The sequence below is a fragment of the Aneurinibacillus sp. Ricciae_BoGa-3 genome, assembly GCF_028421645.1.
GTDB lineage: Bacteria > Bacillota > Bacilli > Aneurinibacillales > Aneurinibacillaceae > Aneurinibacillus_B.
This window is the reverse complement of record NZ_CP116887.1, coordinates 849,637-864,986: the sequence shown is the minus strand read 5'-3', so window position 1 is coordinate 864,986 and position 15,350 is coordinate 849,637. Positions and strand designations below refer to the sequence as shown.

Sequence of the window (15,350 nt, the reverse complement as noted above, 5' to 3'; positions counted from 1 at the left end):
ACAAGGAGGATTTGTACGTTGAAAAAAACGGTTTTATGGGTTTTAGTTGCGTGTGTTTTTGCTGCAATACCGGTTATCGCATACAGCACAAGCACCGGCACCAACAATGTAGTCGTGGACACCAGCGTTGGACAGATTACGAAAGATGATTTATATAATGAGATGAAGAAGCAATATGGTAATCAAGTGCTTCAGCAGATGATATACACAAAACTTCTCGAAAAGAACTTTCCTGTATCGGATCAGGAAGTCAACGACGAGGTTCAGCGTTTGAAAAAAAGCTATACGAGCACGGATGCTTTCAACCAGGCATTAGCGCAGAATGGGATTAAAGACGAAACTGAACTTAAGCAGAAGATTCGAGAGAACCTCCTGCAATTAAAAGCCGCTACAAAAGATGCCAAGGTATCCGACGCGGATGTGAAAAAACTGTATGAACAAAATAAAGTACAGGTACGCGCTTCTCACATCCTTGTAAAGGATCTAAAGACGGCGAACGATATTGAGGCGAAACTCAACCAGGGTCAAGATTTCGCCACCCTTGCAAAACAATATTCTACCGACACATCGAGTGCTGCAAACGGCGGCGATCTTGGCTTCTTCGGCAAAGGCTTAATGACGCCGGAATTTGAAAAGGCCGCCTTCTCTCTTCCTGTTGGAAAGATTAGCGCTCCTGTTAAAACGCAATTCGGCTATCATATCATTAAAGTTACGCAGAAGCGCGTTCTTGCGTATGCCGATATGGAAAAAGACCTCCGTCGCCAGCTATTAGAAAAGCAGGCAAAACCGGTCCAGCCTGTTCTGGACGAACTTGTGAAAAAAGACAAGGTTAACATCAAAGATAAAGACCTGGCGAATGCCCTAACTGCCCAACCGGCGGCTACTATGCCTCCGCAACAACCATAATCGATTAGCAGAGGGACTGTACTCTCCCCCACCTGTCACACCCCCGTACGTACCATTCGGTATACGGGGGTTTCTTTATTTGCGACCTTTATAGGAATCGCAATATCACTAGAAAGTAAAAAGCATTGGGACCATCTCAGTGCCGTTTCATGTATACCGTACCTGTCTAGTTATCATGTATGATAGTTACTATATAAGCAGATAAACCAAGGAGGCTAATTGTGAAAAAGAACCAGCTCGGAAGTTCTGTTCTTTATGTGACGGAAATAGGCTTTGGCTGTATGTCCATTGGTACCATAGAAGCACAAGGAATACGGCTCATTCATGAGGCACTTGACCAGGGGATTAATTTTTTAGACACTGCTGACCTTTATGACTTCGGAAGAAATGAAGAGATCGTTGGGCAGGCTTTGAAAGGAAAACGCCAGGATGTGATCTTATCTACTAAGGTTGGCAACCGATGGCATGAAAACAAAGAAGGATGGTTTTGGGATCCTTCCAAAGCGTACATAAAGGAGGCTGTAAAAAAAAGCCTCAGCCGCCTGCAGACAGATTACATAGACCTTTATCAGCTGCACGGTGGGACTTTGGAGGATCCGATTGAGGAAACAATTGAAGCATTTGAAGAATTAAAGCAGGAAGGCCTTATTCGCTATTACGGAATTTCCTCTATTCGGCCTAATGTTATCCGAGAGTATGTACACCGTTCCAACATTGTTAGTGTGATGTCACAGTATAGTATTCTCGATCGCCGCTCGGAGGAAGAAGTACTTGGGCTGCTTCAGAAGAATCAGATCAGTCTTATTGCCCGTGGCCCTGTAGCAAAAGGAAACTTGTCCGACAAAGTATTGAACAAGCCGATTGATAACGGATACTTGGACTATCATGCAGAGGAGATCGTAGACCTCGTCAAACGCTTAAAAGCGCTGTCAACAGCAGATAGAAGTGTATCCCAGATCGCTTTAAGGTTCGCCTTAGCACACCCGGCCGTAGCGACGGTGATCCCTGGAGCGAGCCGATTGGAACAAGTATACGAAAATGTAAAAGCAGCAAAAGCTTTGCCATTAACTGTGGAAGAAATTCGGCAAATTCAACAATGGTCGAAAGCCAACAGGTATGAATCTCATCGTTAAAACATCCCTTCCCTCACCTTGTATCTCATTCAAAAATAAACGCGCATACTTTACAATTCAGGTAGCAAAATAAAAGGAGCATAGGACGGAGGGATAGAATGGAGAAACATAACGAAGCGAGTAAAAAACACAAAATACGCCTAACATCAGTAGAGTTGTCTAGTCTGTGGAATACCTATATGTCAGATAGTGTAACGACTTGTTTTCTCAGTTATTTTTTAGAAAAAGTTGAGGAGACCGAAATAAAACAAGTGATAAAGCTTGCGTTAAATCAGGCTCAGAAACAAATAGAACGTGTAACGCAAATCTTTAAAGAGGACAAAATTCCAATCCCACATGGTTTTGGAAAAGATGATGTGAATACAAATGCTCCCCGTTTGTATTCGGATACGTTTTTCCTTAATTATATCCATCAGATGTCCAGGATTGGTGTCCTCTTACATGGAAATTATTTAACTTTATCAGCCCGCTCAGATATTCGTTCTTTGTATAACGACTTGCTCAACTTCTCGAGAGAAACCCATAACAAAGCAACTGAGGTATTGTTAGCCAAAGGCCTTTATATCCGTCCGCCTTATATTGATGTACCGGACGAGATTCACTATGTGAGGGATCAGAGCTATCTAGGGGGGATATTCCGTGTGGCAAGACCGCTTAATGCCACAGAAATCACCCATTATTATCTAAACATTCAATCCAACAATCTTGCTAAAGCGTTGCTTATGGGCTTTAGTCAAGTAGCGAAGTCCGAGGAACTTCGGGAATTCTTTATCAGGGGAAGAGATTTGTGCAAGAAGCAAATTCAAAAATTTAGTGACCTATTCAGTAAAGACAACCTGCCCGTACCGATGTCCTGGGACACGGATGTAACAGACGCTAAGGATTCCCCGTTTTCAGATAAAATCATGGCGTTTCATGTGGCGTCTCTTATGTCCATTACCGTTATGAATTATGGAGGAAGTATGGCTGTAACCTTTAGGCGTGATCTTGTAGCACAATACGCGACGCTAATGGATGATTTTCTTCGATACGCAGAAGATACAGCCAATATCATGATTAAACATGGATGGCTAGAGGAAATGCCAAAAGCCAATAACCGTGATGAACTTGTAAGAGTGTAGGTACCAAATACGATGAACGACATAAACGGCATAAAAAAGAGTATGAGTAGGGTTGAACCTATTACTCATACTCTTTTTGTCGCGCTATTCCTTTTTATCCGGAATGCGGCATCCGTTCTCGTCACAGATCTCGCCATCTCCGCCCAGAATGGTTAAAGGCTGCTCTTCCTGCCATGCCCTTTGCAAGGCGTCCAGGAACACTTCACTTCGCTGTGCGCCCGAGATCGCGTATTTACGGTTGATCACAAAGAACGGCACCCCAGTAACTCCCAGATCCATCGCTTCCTGTTCATCGGCACGTACGTCCCCGGCAAACGCATCGCTTTCAAGGACTGCCGCCGACTCGGCCGGGTCGAGGCCGACTTCAACGGCCAGTTGCACCAGCGTCTTATGGTCGCCGATATGTCTCGATTCGGTAAAAAAGGCGCGGAATAAGCGTTCACTTATTTCTAGCATTTTCCCATGCTTAGCTGCCAGCAATGTCAGTCGGTGAGCATCAAACGTGTTGGTCAACACCATGGTGTCATAGTTAAACTCAAGGCCGACCATCTCAGCCTGGCGTTTGGTATTGTTGCTGGCCGCAATTGCCTGCTCACGGCTCATCCCATACTTCATGGCCAGCTTGTCGTAATAATTGTAATCTACATCCCGCTCTGCATCGGGATCAAGTTCAAAGCAGCGGTAACTAATTTCGACCTGATCGCTGTGGGGAAAACTCTTTAGCACGGCATCCAGCCGGCGTTCGCCAATATAGCAAAACGGTCAAACATAATCAGACCAAATTTCAATTTTCATGGTTATACACCTCCAGCGTTTTCGTTGATGGTAATCCCAGCGGTCGTGTGCGGACAATATACGACGACCATGCCATCTTGAATCCCTTCATGAAGGACCACTTCCCTGATTCGCGAAGTCACATCCAACATTTCATCACGCTTGGACGTCTGGATCGTGAATTTATGCAGCATGTGCTCTCCTTCCTGCCTATTCCTAATCCGGCTGATTTCTCCTTCATTATAGCATATGCATTTTGTTCAAAAGCACACGAGAAAACACCCGCGAGAGCCAGTCTGGAATGTCGTGCCACCAAAACATTCAAGAGGAGCCGCGGGCGTTTTTGTAAAAATCCAGTTAATGATCAACTGACACTTCGACAGAAAAAAGCAAGGTTTACTCTGCCTTATTTTGTCACTTTAACAGGGGAATCTACTTCTTTGACGGGATAACCATATATGGAGCCGTCTTTGATTTTAATTTGGTTTTCCCAAGGCAGCCTATAATTTCCTGCAGCTAAATCCTTAACAAAAGTATACGGATTCTCCTTGATTCCTCCCGGAGTCGCTACATATCCCCTTGTCCCTAAATTATAAATATTATTCTCCAGACCCCAATCCGTGCGGGCTTGATCGGCCAATCTCGGATAGATTTCGGCCGTAACGATTTCCCAGGGGTTGCGATGTCCCTGAACCAGTACAGTGCCATCAAAATTGCAAACTTGCCCTTCTCCGAAATAGTAGAACACACCATCATATCCCGCCAAATTTACCGACATGGTATACATCAAATTATGCCAGGCATTGGAACGATTGGTTAATATCCATTGTTCATTAACCTGGGTGCTATAACCGGAGATACGAATCAGAACATTGGCTCCTTTGTAGGCTGCTTCTCTTGCAATTTCAGGAAACATACCATCGTGGCAGATACAAACGGCCCATTTGCTTCCGCCTGGCCCATCGCAAATGGGCATCCCCAGATCTCCTGCCTGCCACGGCTCAACTGGAACCCACGGATTCAATTTCCGATATTTAAGGATGATATCCCCATTTGGGTCGATGATCACAGCTGTATTGTAGGGTGAACCGCCATCAGGGTTTTTCTCCATGATGGAGAAGACCCCGTAAACTTCAGCCTCCATACAGGCCTGAGCAAATAGGTCGGTCTCAGGTCCGGGAACCGTACATAAAAACTCATCCGTAGTCCATTTTGCTGTATTTAACCCCTGAGTGCTGTATTCGGGAAATACGATTAATTCCATACCTGGATAACCAGCTTTAGTGGAATGAATGGTCTTTACAATCTGGCTAATTTGAAAATCAATGTCAGCACGTGAATTTACTACTGGAACCGGATATTGGATTAAGGCGGCTAAAAAGCCTTCTGTTGGTTTACTCATGCTTCCGATGCTTCCCATGTTAGATCCTCCTATAAATAAATCAATAATAGTCAAAATTTTTTATACGATATTTTGGTTTTCCTTACACATATCGTGGCAATCTTTTTCAAGACTGCAACACAGGGAGCAGATCGTGCCTTCATGATAAGGACAATAGGTGGTGTCTTCCCTTTCATAACTGTAATCACATGCTGAGCAAGTCATCTCTGGCTTTGCATGATCATGAATTTGGTCATGCAAAGAGAACGTAACGACTGCCGGTTGCGCATCTGGATTTTCCCGCGCGATATAATATTTGCCCTTCGTTACGATGGCGATGATGGGAGCAAGTATAAAGGCCAACGCAAGTGAAAGAAAGGGTGAGAAAGCCTGCAGCATCGGGCCAAAAGCTCCGAAATAAGCAATGATTGACACTGCGGAAGCAATAATCATCGAACCAAATCCTACAGGGTTAAAGTTGTAAAGGTGCGCCCGTTTAAATTCAATATAAGAAGGGCTAATCTTGAGGATTTTTTTATTAATGGTTAAATCGGAGACAATCGCACCGACCCAGGCCACCGCTACATTTGAATAGAACCCGAGAACTTTGTTCAGAAAATCGAATACGCCCCCTTCCATCAAACAAATCGCAACCCCTATTTGGAAAAATAGCCAGACTACGCGTCCAGGGTGGAAGTGAAAGAGCCGCGAGAAAAAGTTTGACCAGGACAGTGAACCGGAGTAAGCATTAGTCACATTGATTTTGATTTGGGATAGCAAAACGAAAAACGTAGCAATAGTCAACACGGCGAAGGTATTCGGTATAAATTGATGGAAGGCTATCGTAAACATTTGGATCGGTTCATCTGCGGATTTGAATCCGATATGCGGTGCGATATAAGAGACAAGAAACGAACCGCCGAGTTGTTTAAACGCGCCTAATAACACCCATCCTGGACCGGCCAGCACAACTGCCCAGAGCCATTTGCGATGATTTCTGGCAGTTCGGTTTGGCATAAATCGCAGATAATCTACCTGTTCCCCGATCTGCGAAATGAGAGATAGTACAACGCCTGCCGCCATGGCAAATAGCATAGGATTAAACGAGGTACCGGATGGAGATTCACCCGCAAAGTGAGTCCAGGCGGTCAATGAAGTTGGATCTTTTATGACAATCCCCAGCAAAGGGGCAACCATAAGCAGCAACCAGATAGGCTGGGTCCAGACCTGTAAGCGGGATAATAGCGTCATGCCAAAAAGAACGAGTGGAATTACCAATAATGAACTAACCAGATACCCGATAGCCAGCGGAATGCCAAAGTAGAGCTGTATGGCCTGGGCCATTATCGCCCCTTCTAAAGAAAAGTAAATAAAGGTAAACGAGGCATAAACCAATGATGTTAAGGTTGACCCGAGGTAACCGAATCCGGCACCTCGAGTGAGAAGATCCATATCGATATTATATTTAGAAGCATAATAGGCGATGGGAATTCCCGTGAGAAAGATTATTAACGCTGCCGCTATAATTCCCCAGAAGGCATTCGTAAATCCATAAGAAATGCCAAGGGAGCCCCCGATAGCAAAATCCGCCAGAAACGCAAGACCACCCATTGCCGATGTAGCTACGGCATATTCGCTCCATTTCCGAAAGGATTTCGGTGCATAACGAAGTGCGTAATCTTCTAAAACAGGGTTATTAACCCAGGAATTAAACTTGCGTTTCGCTTTTGGCACATTTTCATAAGGAACGCTAATGTTATCTGAGGTTGCTCTTTCAGACATGTTTGGGCCTCCCTTTGCTTAATATTGAAATTCAATCTAGTTTTTCAGTAAAATCTCCTCAACTTCCACCGGTTTTTCTTCCGGTTGTTCAGGTGTGGAGCGGGTGAGCGATTCACATATTTTTCTCGCTTTTTCAGCGTCGTTCACCCATGTTTCATAGAAAGAGTACGGATTATTTGCGACGCCATTTTTCACAGCTGAATAGCCGCGGTGCGTTAAATTATAAAGATGGTTTTCCGCTGTCCAGTTTTTCCTGGCATTTCGGATGGCGGAGATGGAAAGTTCGGCGTATGTGACTTCGTCAGGCGTCGTTCCGCATTCAGCTAACGTGGTTCCATCGAAATTCACAATGTTTGAATGGCCAAAATAGGAATAGACTTTATCCCGGCCCGCCATATTCGCTACTGCAAAATAGGCTAAGTTCTCCCATGCACGAATGCTGGCCAACTTTATTTGCTGCTCTTTGGAAGGATACATATACCCCTGAATCCGGACAACCAGTTCGGCTCCCTTCATCACCGTGTCACGGACGATCTCGGGAAGATTTGAATCATAGCAAATGTTTGCCCCAATCTTTAACCCTTTAGGGCCTTCCACTACCATGGTTTCGTCTCCCGGGTACCATGGCTCCTTTGGAACCCACGGATTAATCTTATGATAATTAAGGACGATCTCGCCTTGATCATTAATCAGAACAAAACTATTAAAAGGATTTCCAATTGGGTTAAGTTCCCCTGTGATAGAGAATACACCCCAGACTTTATTACGACGGCAAGCTTCCGCAAAAATTGCGGTTTCAGGACCCGGGACGGTTGTGCATAGTTCCTCCCATTTCGTAGGGTGGAATCCCTGAGTTGAGTACTCTGGGAAGATAATCAGATCCAACCCTGGATAGCCAAGTTTGACCCCATCTACAAATTCCGCAATTCGATGGCAATTCTTTATGACTTCCTCCTTCGACTCTAACACCGGCACCTGGTAGTTAACGACGGCTACCCCAACGGTGTCCCTTGAACTCGAGATTGATCCTACTGGCATTTGAATTCCTCCTACTATTCATATTTTTGGTATCTGAGAACAAGTTTGCAGTTCGTGATGTGTGCTCTGAATGTTCTAACAAGATTATGATACAGCCGATAGCATTGTGGAACTTCTGTGTAATATTTTCTAACATGAAATTTCCGCTGTCAGATAATCTTTCATTTTTCTCGACGACCATCCCCAAACTGGCTATATTTAGGGTGACACCTCCCCAGTTATCTCTCAACACACTCCTTAGGAATTGCCGGCGCTTGCCGGCCTTTTTTAGTGGTAGAATATGAGCTGTGTGCCGGAGGACCACAAAAAAATGCTCAAAAGAGGATATGATAGGATAAGAAGCACCTAGCGCAAACAAAGGAGGTTTACCATTGGATCTTGGTTTGTCAGGAAAAGTCGTATTAGTTACCGGAGGATCAAAAGGAATCGGCAAAGCCATCGCCAAAGCGTTTGTAGAGGAAGGAGCCCGGGTTGCGATTGCAGCACGGGGAAAAGAAGATTTAGAACGCGCTCAACAAGAGCTTGGAAACGTGAGCATTTATAGTGGGAATTTAGCCATGGCGGCGGACAGAGAGCAGGTGTTTGACGCACTCATCCGCACGTATGGCCGAATCGATATTCTGATCAATAACGTGGGCGGAAGCAGCGGGGGGCTTGCGATGGAAACGGAGCTTTTCCAGTTTGAGCAAGCGATGCAGTTGAACTACCTCTCCGCTGTGCATTTCAGCCAGTTGGCTGCGGAAGTCATGAGGAAAACAGGAGGCGGCTCCATTGTGAACATCTCCTCCGTCTTCGGCAGAGAATCAGGCGGGAAAATTACATACAACAACAGCAAAGCCGCTTTGATCAGCTTTACCAAGGCATTCGCTGATGAAATGATTAAAGAGGGGATCAGGGTGAATGGTGTTGCGCCTGGTTCCATTCTTCATCCCACAGGAAACTGGCAAAAACGATTGGAACAAAATCCCGAGAAAATCCAGGCATTTGTGAAACAAGAAATCCCGGCAGGGCGCTTCGGAAGCGTGGAAGAAGTAGCCAATGTCGCCGTGTTCCTCGCTTCTGATAAAGCCTCCTGGGTCGTTGGTGCTACCTTAAATGTGGATGGCGGACAATCTCGGAGTAATTTTTGACGAACACTTCTTTTTTGTGCAGATACATAAGGAGTGTTATCATTAAAATAACACAGCTGCTAACTTTAAGTTGACTGGTAATAAAAAAATCCACATGTCTACTAAAGGAGTGTAATCGGCAATGGAATATACTCAGATAGCAAATACAGGCATAAAGTCTTCGAGGATTGGCCTGGGAACGTGGGCCATCGGCGGTTGGATGTGGGGCGGAACAAATGAAGATAATTCTATTAAAACCATTCATACTGCTTTAGATAAAGGCATCAACCTCATTGATACCGCTCCTGTGTATGGATTTGGAACATCTGAAGAAATTATCGGGAAAGCTATAAAACAATACGGCAAACGCGACACGATTGTCTTGGCAACAAAGACTGCTTTAGATTGGAAGAATGAGCGGCCGTTCCGCAATGCGTCCAAAGAGCGAATCACAAAGGAAATTGATGACTCTCTCAGAAGGCTGCAGACCGATTATATTGATATCTATCAAATACACTGGCCGGACCCGCTAACACCGATAGAAGAAACAGCAGTAGCGATGAAAAGCCTTTATGACGCGGGCAAAATTCGCGCGATCGGCGTCAGCAACTTCTCACCCGATCAGATGGATACATTTCGGCAAGTTGCCCCCTTACATACGGCCCAGCCTCCCTATAATCTATTCGAGCGAGAAATAGAAAAAGACGTGCTTCCTTATTGTAAAGAGCACGGCATCACGACACTGCTATACGGCAGCTTATGCCGGGGATTACTATCCGGAAAAATGAGCAGTGAGAGCCAATTTACCGGCGATGACCTGCGTAAAGCTGATCCTAAATTCCGGCAGCCGCGCTTCAGCCAGTACTTAGAGGCGGTCAAACAGTTAGGCCAGCTCGCAAAAGACCGCTACAATAAATCGGTTATTCATTTAGCCGTCCGCTGGATTTTAGACCAGCCCGGCGCAGGCATCGCTCTCTGGGGCGCACGCCGTCCTGACCAGGTGGAAGCGACAACGGATATTATGGGTTGGAAGTTGACCGATGATGATAAAACCGAAATCAATCGCATTTTACATGATAGGATTAAAGATCCTGTAGGTCCTGAATTTATGGCGCCGCCGGCTAAAAACGAATTGTAAGTGTATCACGTGGAACATCACGTATTACCAAACACATAAGGGGATTCCCAAAATGGATATGCATTCAACTAAGAAAACTGCCGCTGTCTCCCCTTCCAGTGAGCGAGCCCCAAAGATGCGGGTTCTTGTCATGACATCTGTAGCGGCAGAAAGGGATGCCGTGCTGCGCGGGCTGCGCGGCTCAAGCAGATTTGAAGTACTGGTGGCGGGCGTCGGTCCCGCAGCTGCCGCAGCCAGTACAGCTTCGGCTCTGGCAACAGCTGAGTATGACCTTGTTGTAAATGCTGGCATAGCCGGTGGTTTTACCGGCCGGGCGGATGTGGGCTCCCTTGTGGTGGCAAGTGAAATTATCGCCGCCGACCTGGGAGCAGAGACTCCGGACGGCTTTCAAAGTCTGGATAAACTCGGCTTCGGCTCCGCGCATGTGCCGGTGGATGCAAGTCTGGCCGCTCGGATCCTACAGTCGTTCCAAGAAGCCGGATTGCCTGTCACTTCTGGTCCTGTGCTGACGTTATCGACCGTCACAGGAACCGCTGAGACCGCTATGGAACTGGCTGCCCGCATACCTGAAGCCGCAGCCGAGGCGATGGAAGGTTATGGCGTGGCCACCGCCGCTCAGCAGCGTGGTGTACCTGTTCTTGAAATTCGCGCCATCTCTAACGCTGTAGGACCGCGCGACCGTTCCGCCTGGCGTATTCCAGATGCATTACACACCCTAGAAGCAGCAAGTGCAGTATTATTGGAGGTATTATAATGAAGATCGCTTTTTCTCCGTGTCCGAACGACACGTTTGTTTTCCATGCTTTAGTACACGGGCTTGTACCCGGAGCACCAAAATTTGACGTCACGTTCGCGGACATCGACATCACGAACAGTCTGGCTACAAAACCAAATGGTCCCGAAGTGCTGAAGATTTCCTACGCAGCGCTGCCATGGGTATTATCTAACTATGCCCTCCTTCCAACAGGCGGGGCATTGGGAAGAGGCTGCGGCCCTCTCGTGCTAACGAAAAACGGTTTGTCCGACACGAACGATCCATCACTGCTTTCCGGCCGCCGGGTTGCAGTCCCAAGTGAGCGATCCACCGCTTACCTGCTTTTTAGATTGTGGGCGGCCCAGAACGTCCCCGGCGGTGTTGGCGAGATTGTGATTATGCCGTTTAACGAAATTATGCCTGCTGTGCGCGATGGGTTGATCGACGCCGGCCTCGTCATCCATGAAGCGCGCTTCACTTATCCGTCGTATGGGTTAAATCTGCTGGTTGACTTAGGCAGTTGGTGGGAAACAGATACAGGCCTGCCGATTCCGCTTGGGGCCATCATCGCCAAGCGATCACTGGACTTAAATTCGCTCGCCGGCTGGATTCGCTCTTCTGTTGAATACGCCTGGGCAAATCCCGAAGAATCGCGCGGTTATGTGCTCAGCCATTCCCAGGAGCTGGCCCCTGAAGTAGCGCAGGCTCACATTGACCTGTACGTAAACAAGTTTACTGCGGATCTGGGCGAAGCCGGTTATGGCGCGATCGAGGCCCTGCTCGGCCGGGCTTCAGATGAAGGGCTTGTTCCGAAAGTGGATTGGTCCCTACTGCGTTAACCACTACCTACTCGTTTTCGAAATTAAAAGGCACCTCCAAATGTACTAGATTACATGAGGAGATGCCTTTTTAGTTACCATTCATATCTTCTATACTAATTTTTCCTATTAGATAAAAAAATAATAAAACAGCCCATTTCCCTATTAATATACTGAATATTTTTAACTATAATAAAAGGGTACATTTACCATACGAAAGGAAGTGTGTATGTGAAAAACAAATTAGCCGCTTGTGTAATCAGTGCAGCACTTGTTTGTCCTGTTTCTATTCCATTGTGGTCGCACACAGTAGCCCAGGCAGCCTTCTCTCCGGTTATTCCAGGTGCTCAAAGCGTCGTGGTAACCTCCTTTAACGGACAAGATGGCAATTGGCTGACAACGAAGAATCCGACTCAGTATGCGGCTGCAACCGTATTTGGCAACGCAGGCCTGGCACCATACAACTGGGGGGAGAAGGACAAGGGAACCGGATGGTATAAGATGAATGACCCTAAACCTGTTACTGGAACCCAGGTCAACGGAATGTTTGGTGATGCAAAGTTTGTCATTCGAGTACCTGATAACTGGAATGGAAAGCTCGTAGTAACAGGAGCTCCGGCCACCCGGAATGAGACATCGACCGATTTACTTTTCAGTGATTATGTGTTGGGTAAAGGGTATGCTTTTGCGGCGACCGACAAAGGAACGCAGGGAGAAATCGATCCGAAAGACCCGTTTGCCAAAGTAAAAGATGCGCTCGTCTCACCTGATGATTCGGTTGCCGAATGGCATGCCCGGTTCAGACAGCTAACCAAGGCGGCACAGAAGTACCTGGTCGACAACTATGGTGACAAGCTGACAGGGAAAGTTAATAAAGACCATCCGATTACAACGTATGCGGTAGGCATCTCCAACGGGGGGTATGTCGTTCGGTATGCGCTTGAACATGACGATCCGAAGCAGACGGGAGAGCCTGCGCTTTATGACGGCGGGGTCGACTGGGAAGGTGTCTTGTGGCGGGCGAAGGAACCTAACCTCATTACTTCGCTAACTACTGTGGTAAACAATGCGGACAAAGCCATATATGGGACAGGAACTGAGCAGCAAAAAGCAAAAGAAGCCCTTTATAAGGCCGGTGTACCGAAAGGATCGGAAACCTTATGGCCGTACCATGACCAGGTGTACTGGTTTGTCACGCTTAATATATACCGGGATGAATTCGATCCGAACGCTCCTGGTAAGCTGAACTGGCGTGATTACCTGAACTTCAGCGCCAACGGGCAGCGTGACCGTTCGAAAGATAGCGCCTTCATCGGCTACGACTATACTAAACGGCCCGGCTATGTTAAGAACAATGTCGAAAAGATTGAAAATACCGGCAATTTGCATGCTCCTTTAATCAGTATTGCCGGGACTTGGGATTCTCTGATTTTCCCGGATGTCCATGCAACCGCTTACGATAATCTTGTGAAAAAAGCAGGGAAAGGAGATTTACACCGCCTGTACATGATTGACAAAGGCAACCATGTGGATAGCCTGGTTTGGAGTAAATCCGATCCGAATAAAGAACTTCAGCCGCTTCTACCGTATGCCCACCAGAGTTTTGACCTTCTTGTGAAATGGGTTGAGGATCATAAGCAGCCTCCAACAAGCCAGACATACCAAACACCTGCCGATACAGTCAAAGTAAAAGATTTGGCTACGGGCAATGATGTTGATCCGTATTAAAAAAAGTATATCCCTGCCGCAGAATTGGCAGGGATTTTTAGCCTCTATAGAGCCCTATGGCGGTAGTGATTAACTAGCTTGTTTATGCGATTTGAATATGGTTTTCTTCATAATGAACCGTCTGTCAATAAAGAAAGCTATCAACAAAGTTAGTAAACCGGTTAAAAGCATATTGCTGTATGTTTCTAGCGGGAACGGTTTGCCTTCAAGATGGATATGATTTGCACGATACTCGAGTCGTTTGACAGCATGCTTGGCAGTTAGAAGGTCCTCTTGCTTAGCTAAGTCTTCCAATGGTGCTTCAAATGCATATCTGTTTGGTGAGTCGCTATGAATGAGGAGAGTCTCATTAGCATTGCCTTTTTCACTCCAAAGTTTTACGTCTGCTGCAGCGAGTGTTTTTGCGTTGCCACCTGGAACGATCATTTTATCCAATTTTGGAGCATTCGCTATTTGATGCCTAGCCACTATATTAAGATGATGTTTTGTCACCACTGGAGCATCTGAGCTCGAGACGGTCAAGACTTGAGTTGTTCCGGTGTCTGCGTAGCTGTCAAATATAGAAGATAATGATATTTCATCCATGCCGTTATACAGTAGTACGCCCATTTGTTTCTTATTCCAATGGAATGCATTGTTTAGTACATATGTCGAAAATTTTATGTCCATGTGGAAAGGGTCTACTTTTGGATTTTGGACGAAGTGGTACGAAGGATAATTAATTTCTTTCGCTATTTTTGCCGCTATGGGTTCTCCTAGTTTTTGAGCTATCATGTACAGTACGGCATCGATACCTGCAGTTTGGCCGGCGGAAGTTATGATGTTTCCTTCGTGAACATACCTTAGGTTCTCTTCCCAATGAGTGTCCGGATATTGCCAGCTTATTCCAGGGATCGCTTGCCAGTGTGTGGCGGCTGATTTACCTTTTAACAAGCCTGCGTCGGCTAGATTCCCTGATCCACCACAAATACTTAGGAGAGTGGTTTTACTGCTGGAATGTTGTTTAATCCATTCACGAGTTGGTTGATATTTCTTTTCATCAACGATCGGCATGTAAGGGACCACGATTATGTCGGGGCTTTTACCTAATAACTTATCTAATTCTTTATAAGAGTAATGCGGTACCACATCCAATCCACCCGATAACGACTTTACACCATGGTCTGGGGCAACGGCAAACACATTAAAAGCGTTTGTTCTAGAAAACAAATCGTATGGAATCATAAAATCAAATACCTCAGTGTCCACATTCGCCAGTAGAACGGCTACTGTAGGTTTAGTTGCATCATACTTTGGTGGATGAACACCTTGTAGGTAAGGAACTGGCTCATGGCGGACTGTCCCGTAAAAATCATTCTGTGAACGCATAAGCCCGAGCATCCCAATCCCTCCCACAAACACAACAAAACTTAGCACATAAACAACCAAACGTAGCAATAATTTTTTCATTTCATTTTCCTCCTCCAATTATTTTCTTTTTACTATACCTTGGTAAGGTATTAAACTTTTAAAAATACGTAGACTACCATCCGGTTGTAACCAATGTCACAACCACTGTGTCCCCCTATAAACCATTTTTAATAATCACCCTCGATAAGGAAAATATAAACCCTCTTTGTGAACGCAATATGAACGAAATGAACGATTTAAAAAATACCGCCATATGGC

The 15,350-nt window shown here is 45.9% G+C and carries 13 protein-coding genes and 1 pseudogene; 8 read left to right on the top strand and 6 right to left on the bottom strand.

The features are described from left to right. The first annotated feature begins 18 nt into the window (after window positions 1–18). The 3 genes from PP175_RS04470 (at window position 19) to PP175_RS04460 (ending at window position 3,160) form a co-directional block, all read left to right on the top strand. On the top strand, window positions 19–906 hold the full coding sequence (locus PP175_RS04470) for a peptidylprolyl isomerase (RefSeq protein WP_272441638.1): 888 nt from the start codon (window positions 19–21) through the stop codon (window positions 904–906). Between the two features lie 221 nt (window positions 907–1,127). Next, complete coding sequence (locus PP175_RS04465) at window positions 1,128–2,039, top strand: aldo/keto reductase (protein WP_272441637.1); 912 nt, start codon at window positions 1,128–1,130, stop codon at window positions 2,037–2,039. 98 nt (window positions 2,040–2,137) lie between these two features. Then, window positions 2,138–3,160 carry a DUF3231 family protein gene (locus PP175_RS04460; RefSeq protein ID WP_272441636.1) on the top strand — a complete coding sequence of 341 codons (1,023 nt, stop codon included), beginning with the start codon at window positions 2,138–2,140 and terminating at the stop codon, window positions 3,158–3,160. 84 nt (window positions 3,161–3,244) lie between these two features. Here the strand turns inward: PP175_RS04460 and PP175_RS04455 are convergent, their stop codons facing one another. From PP175_RS04455 to PP175_RS04435, 5 genes and pseudogenes are all read right to left on the bottom strand, one after another. Next, complete coding sequence (locus PP175_RS04455) at window positions 3,245–3,955, bottom strand: DsbA family oxidoreductase (RefSeq protein ID WP_272441635.1); 711 nt, start codon at window positions 3,953–3,955, stop codon at window positions 3,245–3,247. A gap of 14 nt (window positions 3,956–3,969) precedes the next feature. After that, window positions 3,970–4,128 (bottom strand): annotated as a pseudogene (locus PP175_RS04450) (YjbQ family protein); the annotation flags it as partial. Between the two features lie 212 nt (window positions 4,129–4,340). After that, the gene (locus tag PP175_RS04445) at window positions 4,341–5,354 is read right to left on the bottom strand and encodes a formamidase (RefSeq protein ID WP_272441634.1); all 1,014 of its coding nucleotides are present in this window, start codon (window positions 5,352–5,354) and stop codon (window positions 4,341–4,343) included. Between the two features lie 42 nt (window positions 5,355–5,396). After that, the gene (locus PP175_RS04440; RefSeq protein ID WP_272441633.1) at window positions 5,397–7,097 is read right to left on the bottom strand and encodes a purine-cytosine permease family protein; all 1,701 of its coding nucleotides are present in this window, start codon (window positions 7,095–7,097) and stop codon (window positions 5,397–5,399) included. 36 nt (window positions 7,098–7,133) lie between these two features. Continuing rightward, window positions 7,134–8,135 (bottom strand): aliphatic amidase, encoded by a 1,002-nt coding sequence (locus PP175_RS04435; protein ID WP_272441632.1) that lies wholly within the window; start codon window positions 8,133–8,135, stop codon window positions 7,134–7,136. 371 nt (window positions 8,136–8,506) lie between these two features. On the opposite strand from PP175_RS04435, the gene PP175_RS04430 reads away from it, so the two are divergent. From PP175_RS04430 to PP175_RS04410, 5 genes are all read left to right on the top strand, one after another. Beyond that, window positions 8,507–9,265, top strand: a complete 759-nt coding sequence (locus PP175_RS04430; RefSeq protein ID WP_272441631.1) for an SDR family NAD(P)-dependent oxidoreductase — start codon at window positions 8,507–8,509, stop codon at window positions 9,263–9,265. Window positions 9,266–9,386: 121 nt separating this feature from the next. Next, a complete protein-coding gene (locus PP175_RS04425; RefSeq protein ID WP_272441630.1) occupies window positions 9,387–10,382 on the top strand; it encodes an aldo/keto reductase in 996 nt (331 codons plus the stop codon). Between the two features lie 58 nt (window positions 10,383–10,440). Beyond that, window positions 10,441–11,136 (top strand): futalosine hydrolase, encoded by a 696-nt coding sequence (locus PP175_RS04420; protein ID WP_272441629.1) that lies wholly within the window; start codon window positions 10,441–10,443, stop codon window positions 11,134–11,136. Next, complete coding sequence (locus tag PP175_RS04415; RefSeq protein ID WP_272441628.1) at window positions 11,136–11,975, top strand: 1,4-dihydroxy-6-naphtoate synthase; 840 nt, start codon at window positions 11,136–11,138, stop codon at window positions 11,973–11,975. The genes PP175_RS04420 and PP175_RS04415 overlap by 1 nt, the downstream gene beginning before the upstream one ends. Before the next feature lie 210 nt (window positions 11,976–12,185). Then, a complete protein-coding gene (locus PP175_RS04410) occupies window positions 12,186–13,682 on the top strand; it encodes an alpha/beta hydrolase (RefSeq protein ID WP_272441627.1) in 1,497 nt (498 codons plus the stop codon). A gap of 69 nt (window positions 13,683–13,751) precedes the next feature. Here the strand turns inward: PP175_RS04410 and PP175_RS04405 are convergent, their stop codons facing one another. Next, entirely contained in the window at window positions 13,752–15,131 is a 1,380-nt protein-coding gene (locus PP175_RS04405) for a DJ-1/PfpI family protein (RefSeq protein WP_272441626.1), read from the bottom strand. Window positions 15,132–15,350: the final 219 nt, after the last annotated feature.

What these genes read in the sequence shown, in the direction of transcription:
- PP175_RS04405 (WP_272441626.1), bottom strand. Translation starts at nt 15,131, where the DNA reads ATGAAAAAATTATTGCTACGTTTGGTTGTTTATGTGCTAAGTTTTGTT.
- PP175_RS04445 (WP_272441634.1), bottom strand. Translation starts at nt 5,354, where the DNA reads ATGGGAAGCATCGGAAGCATGAGTAAACCAACAGAAGGCTTTTTAGCC.
- PP175_RS04415 (WP_272441628.1), top strand. Translation starts at nt 11,136, where the DNA reads ATGAAGATCGCTTTTTCTCCGTGTCCGAACGACACGTTTGTTTTCCAT.
- PP175_RS04435 (WP_272441632.1), bottom strand. Translation starts at nt 8,135, where the DNA reads ATGCCAGTAGGATCAATCTCGAGTTCAAGGGACACCGTTGGGGTAGCC.
- PP175_RS04420 (WP_272441629.1), top strand. Translation starts at nt 10,441, where the DNA reads ATGCATTCAACTAAGAAAACTGCCGCTGTCTCCCCTTCCAGTGAGCGA.
- PP175_RS04460 (WP_272441636.1), top strand. Translation starts at nt 2,138, where the DNA reads ATGGAGAAACATAACGAAGCGAGTAAAAAACACAAAATACGCCTAACA.
- PP175_RS04440 (WP_272441633.1), bottom strand. Translation starts at nt 7,097, where the DNA reads ATGTCTGAAAGAGCAACCTCAGATAACATTAGCGTTCCTTATGAAAAT.
- PP175_RS04425 (WP_272441630.1), top strand. Translation starts at nt 9,387, where the DNA reads ATGGAATATACTCAGATAGCAAATACAGGCATAAAGTCTTCGAGGATT.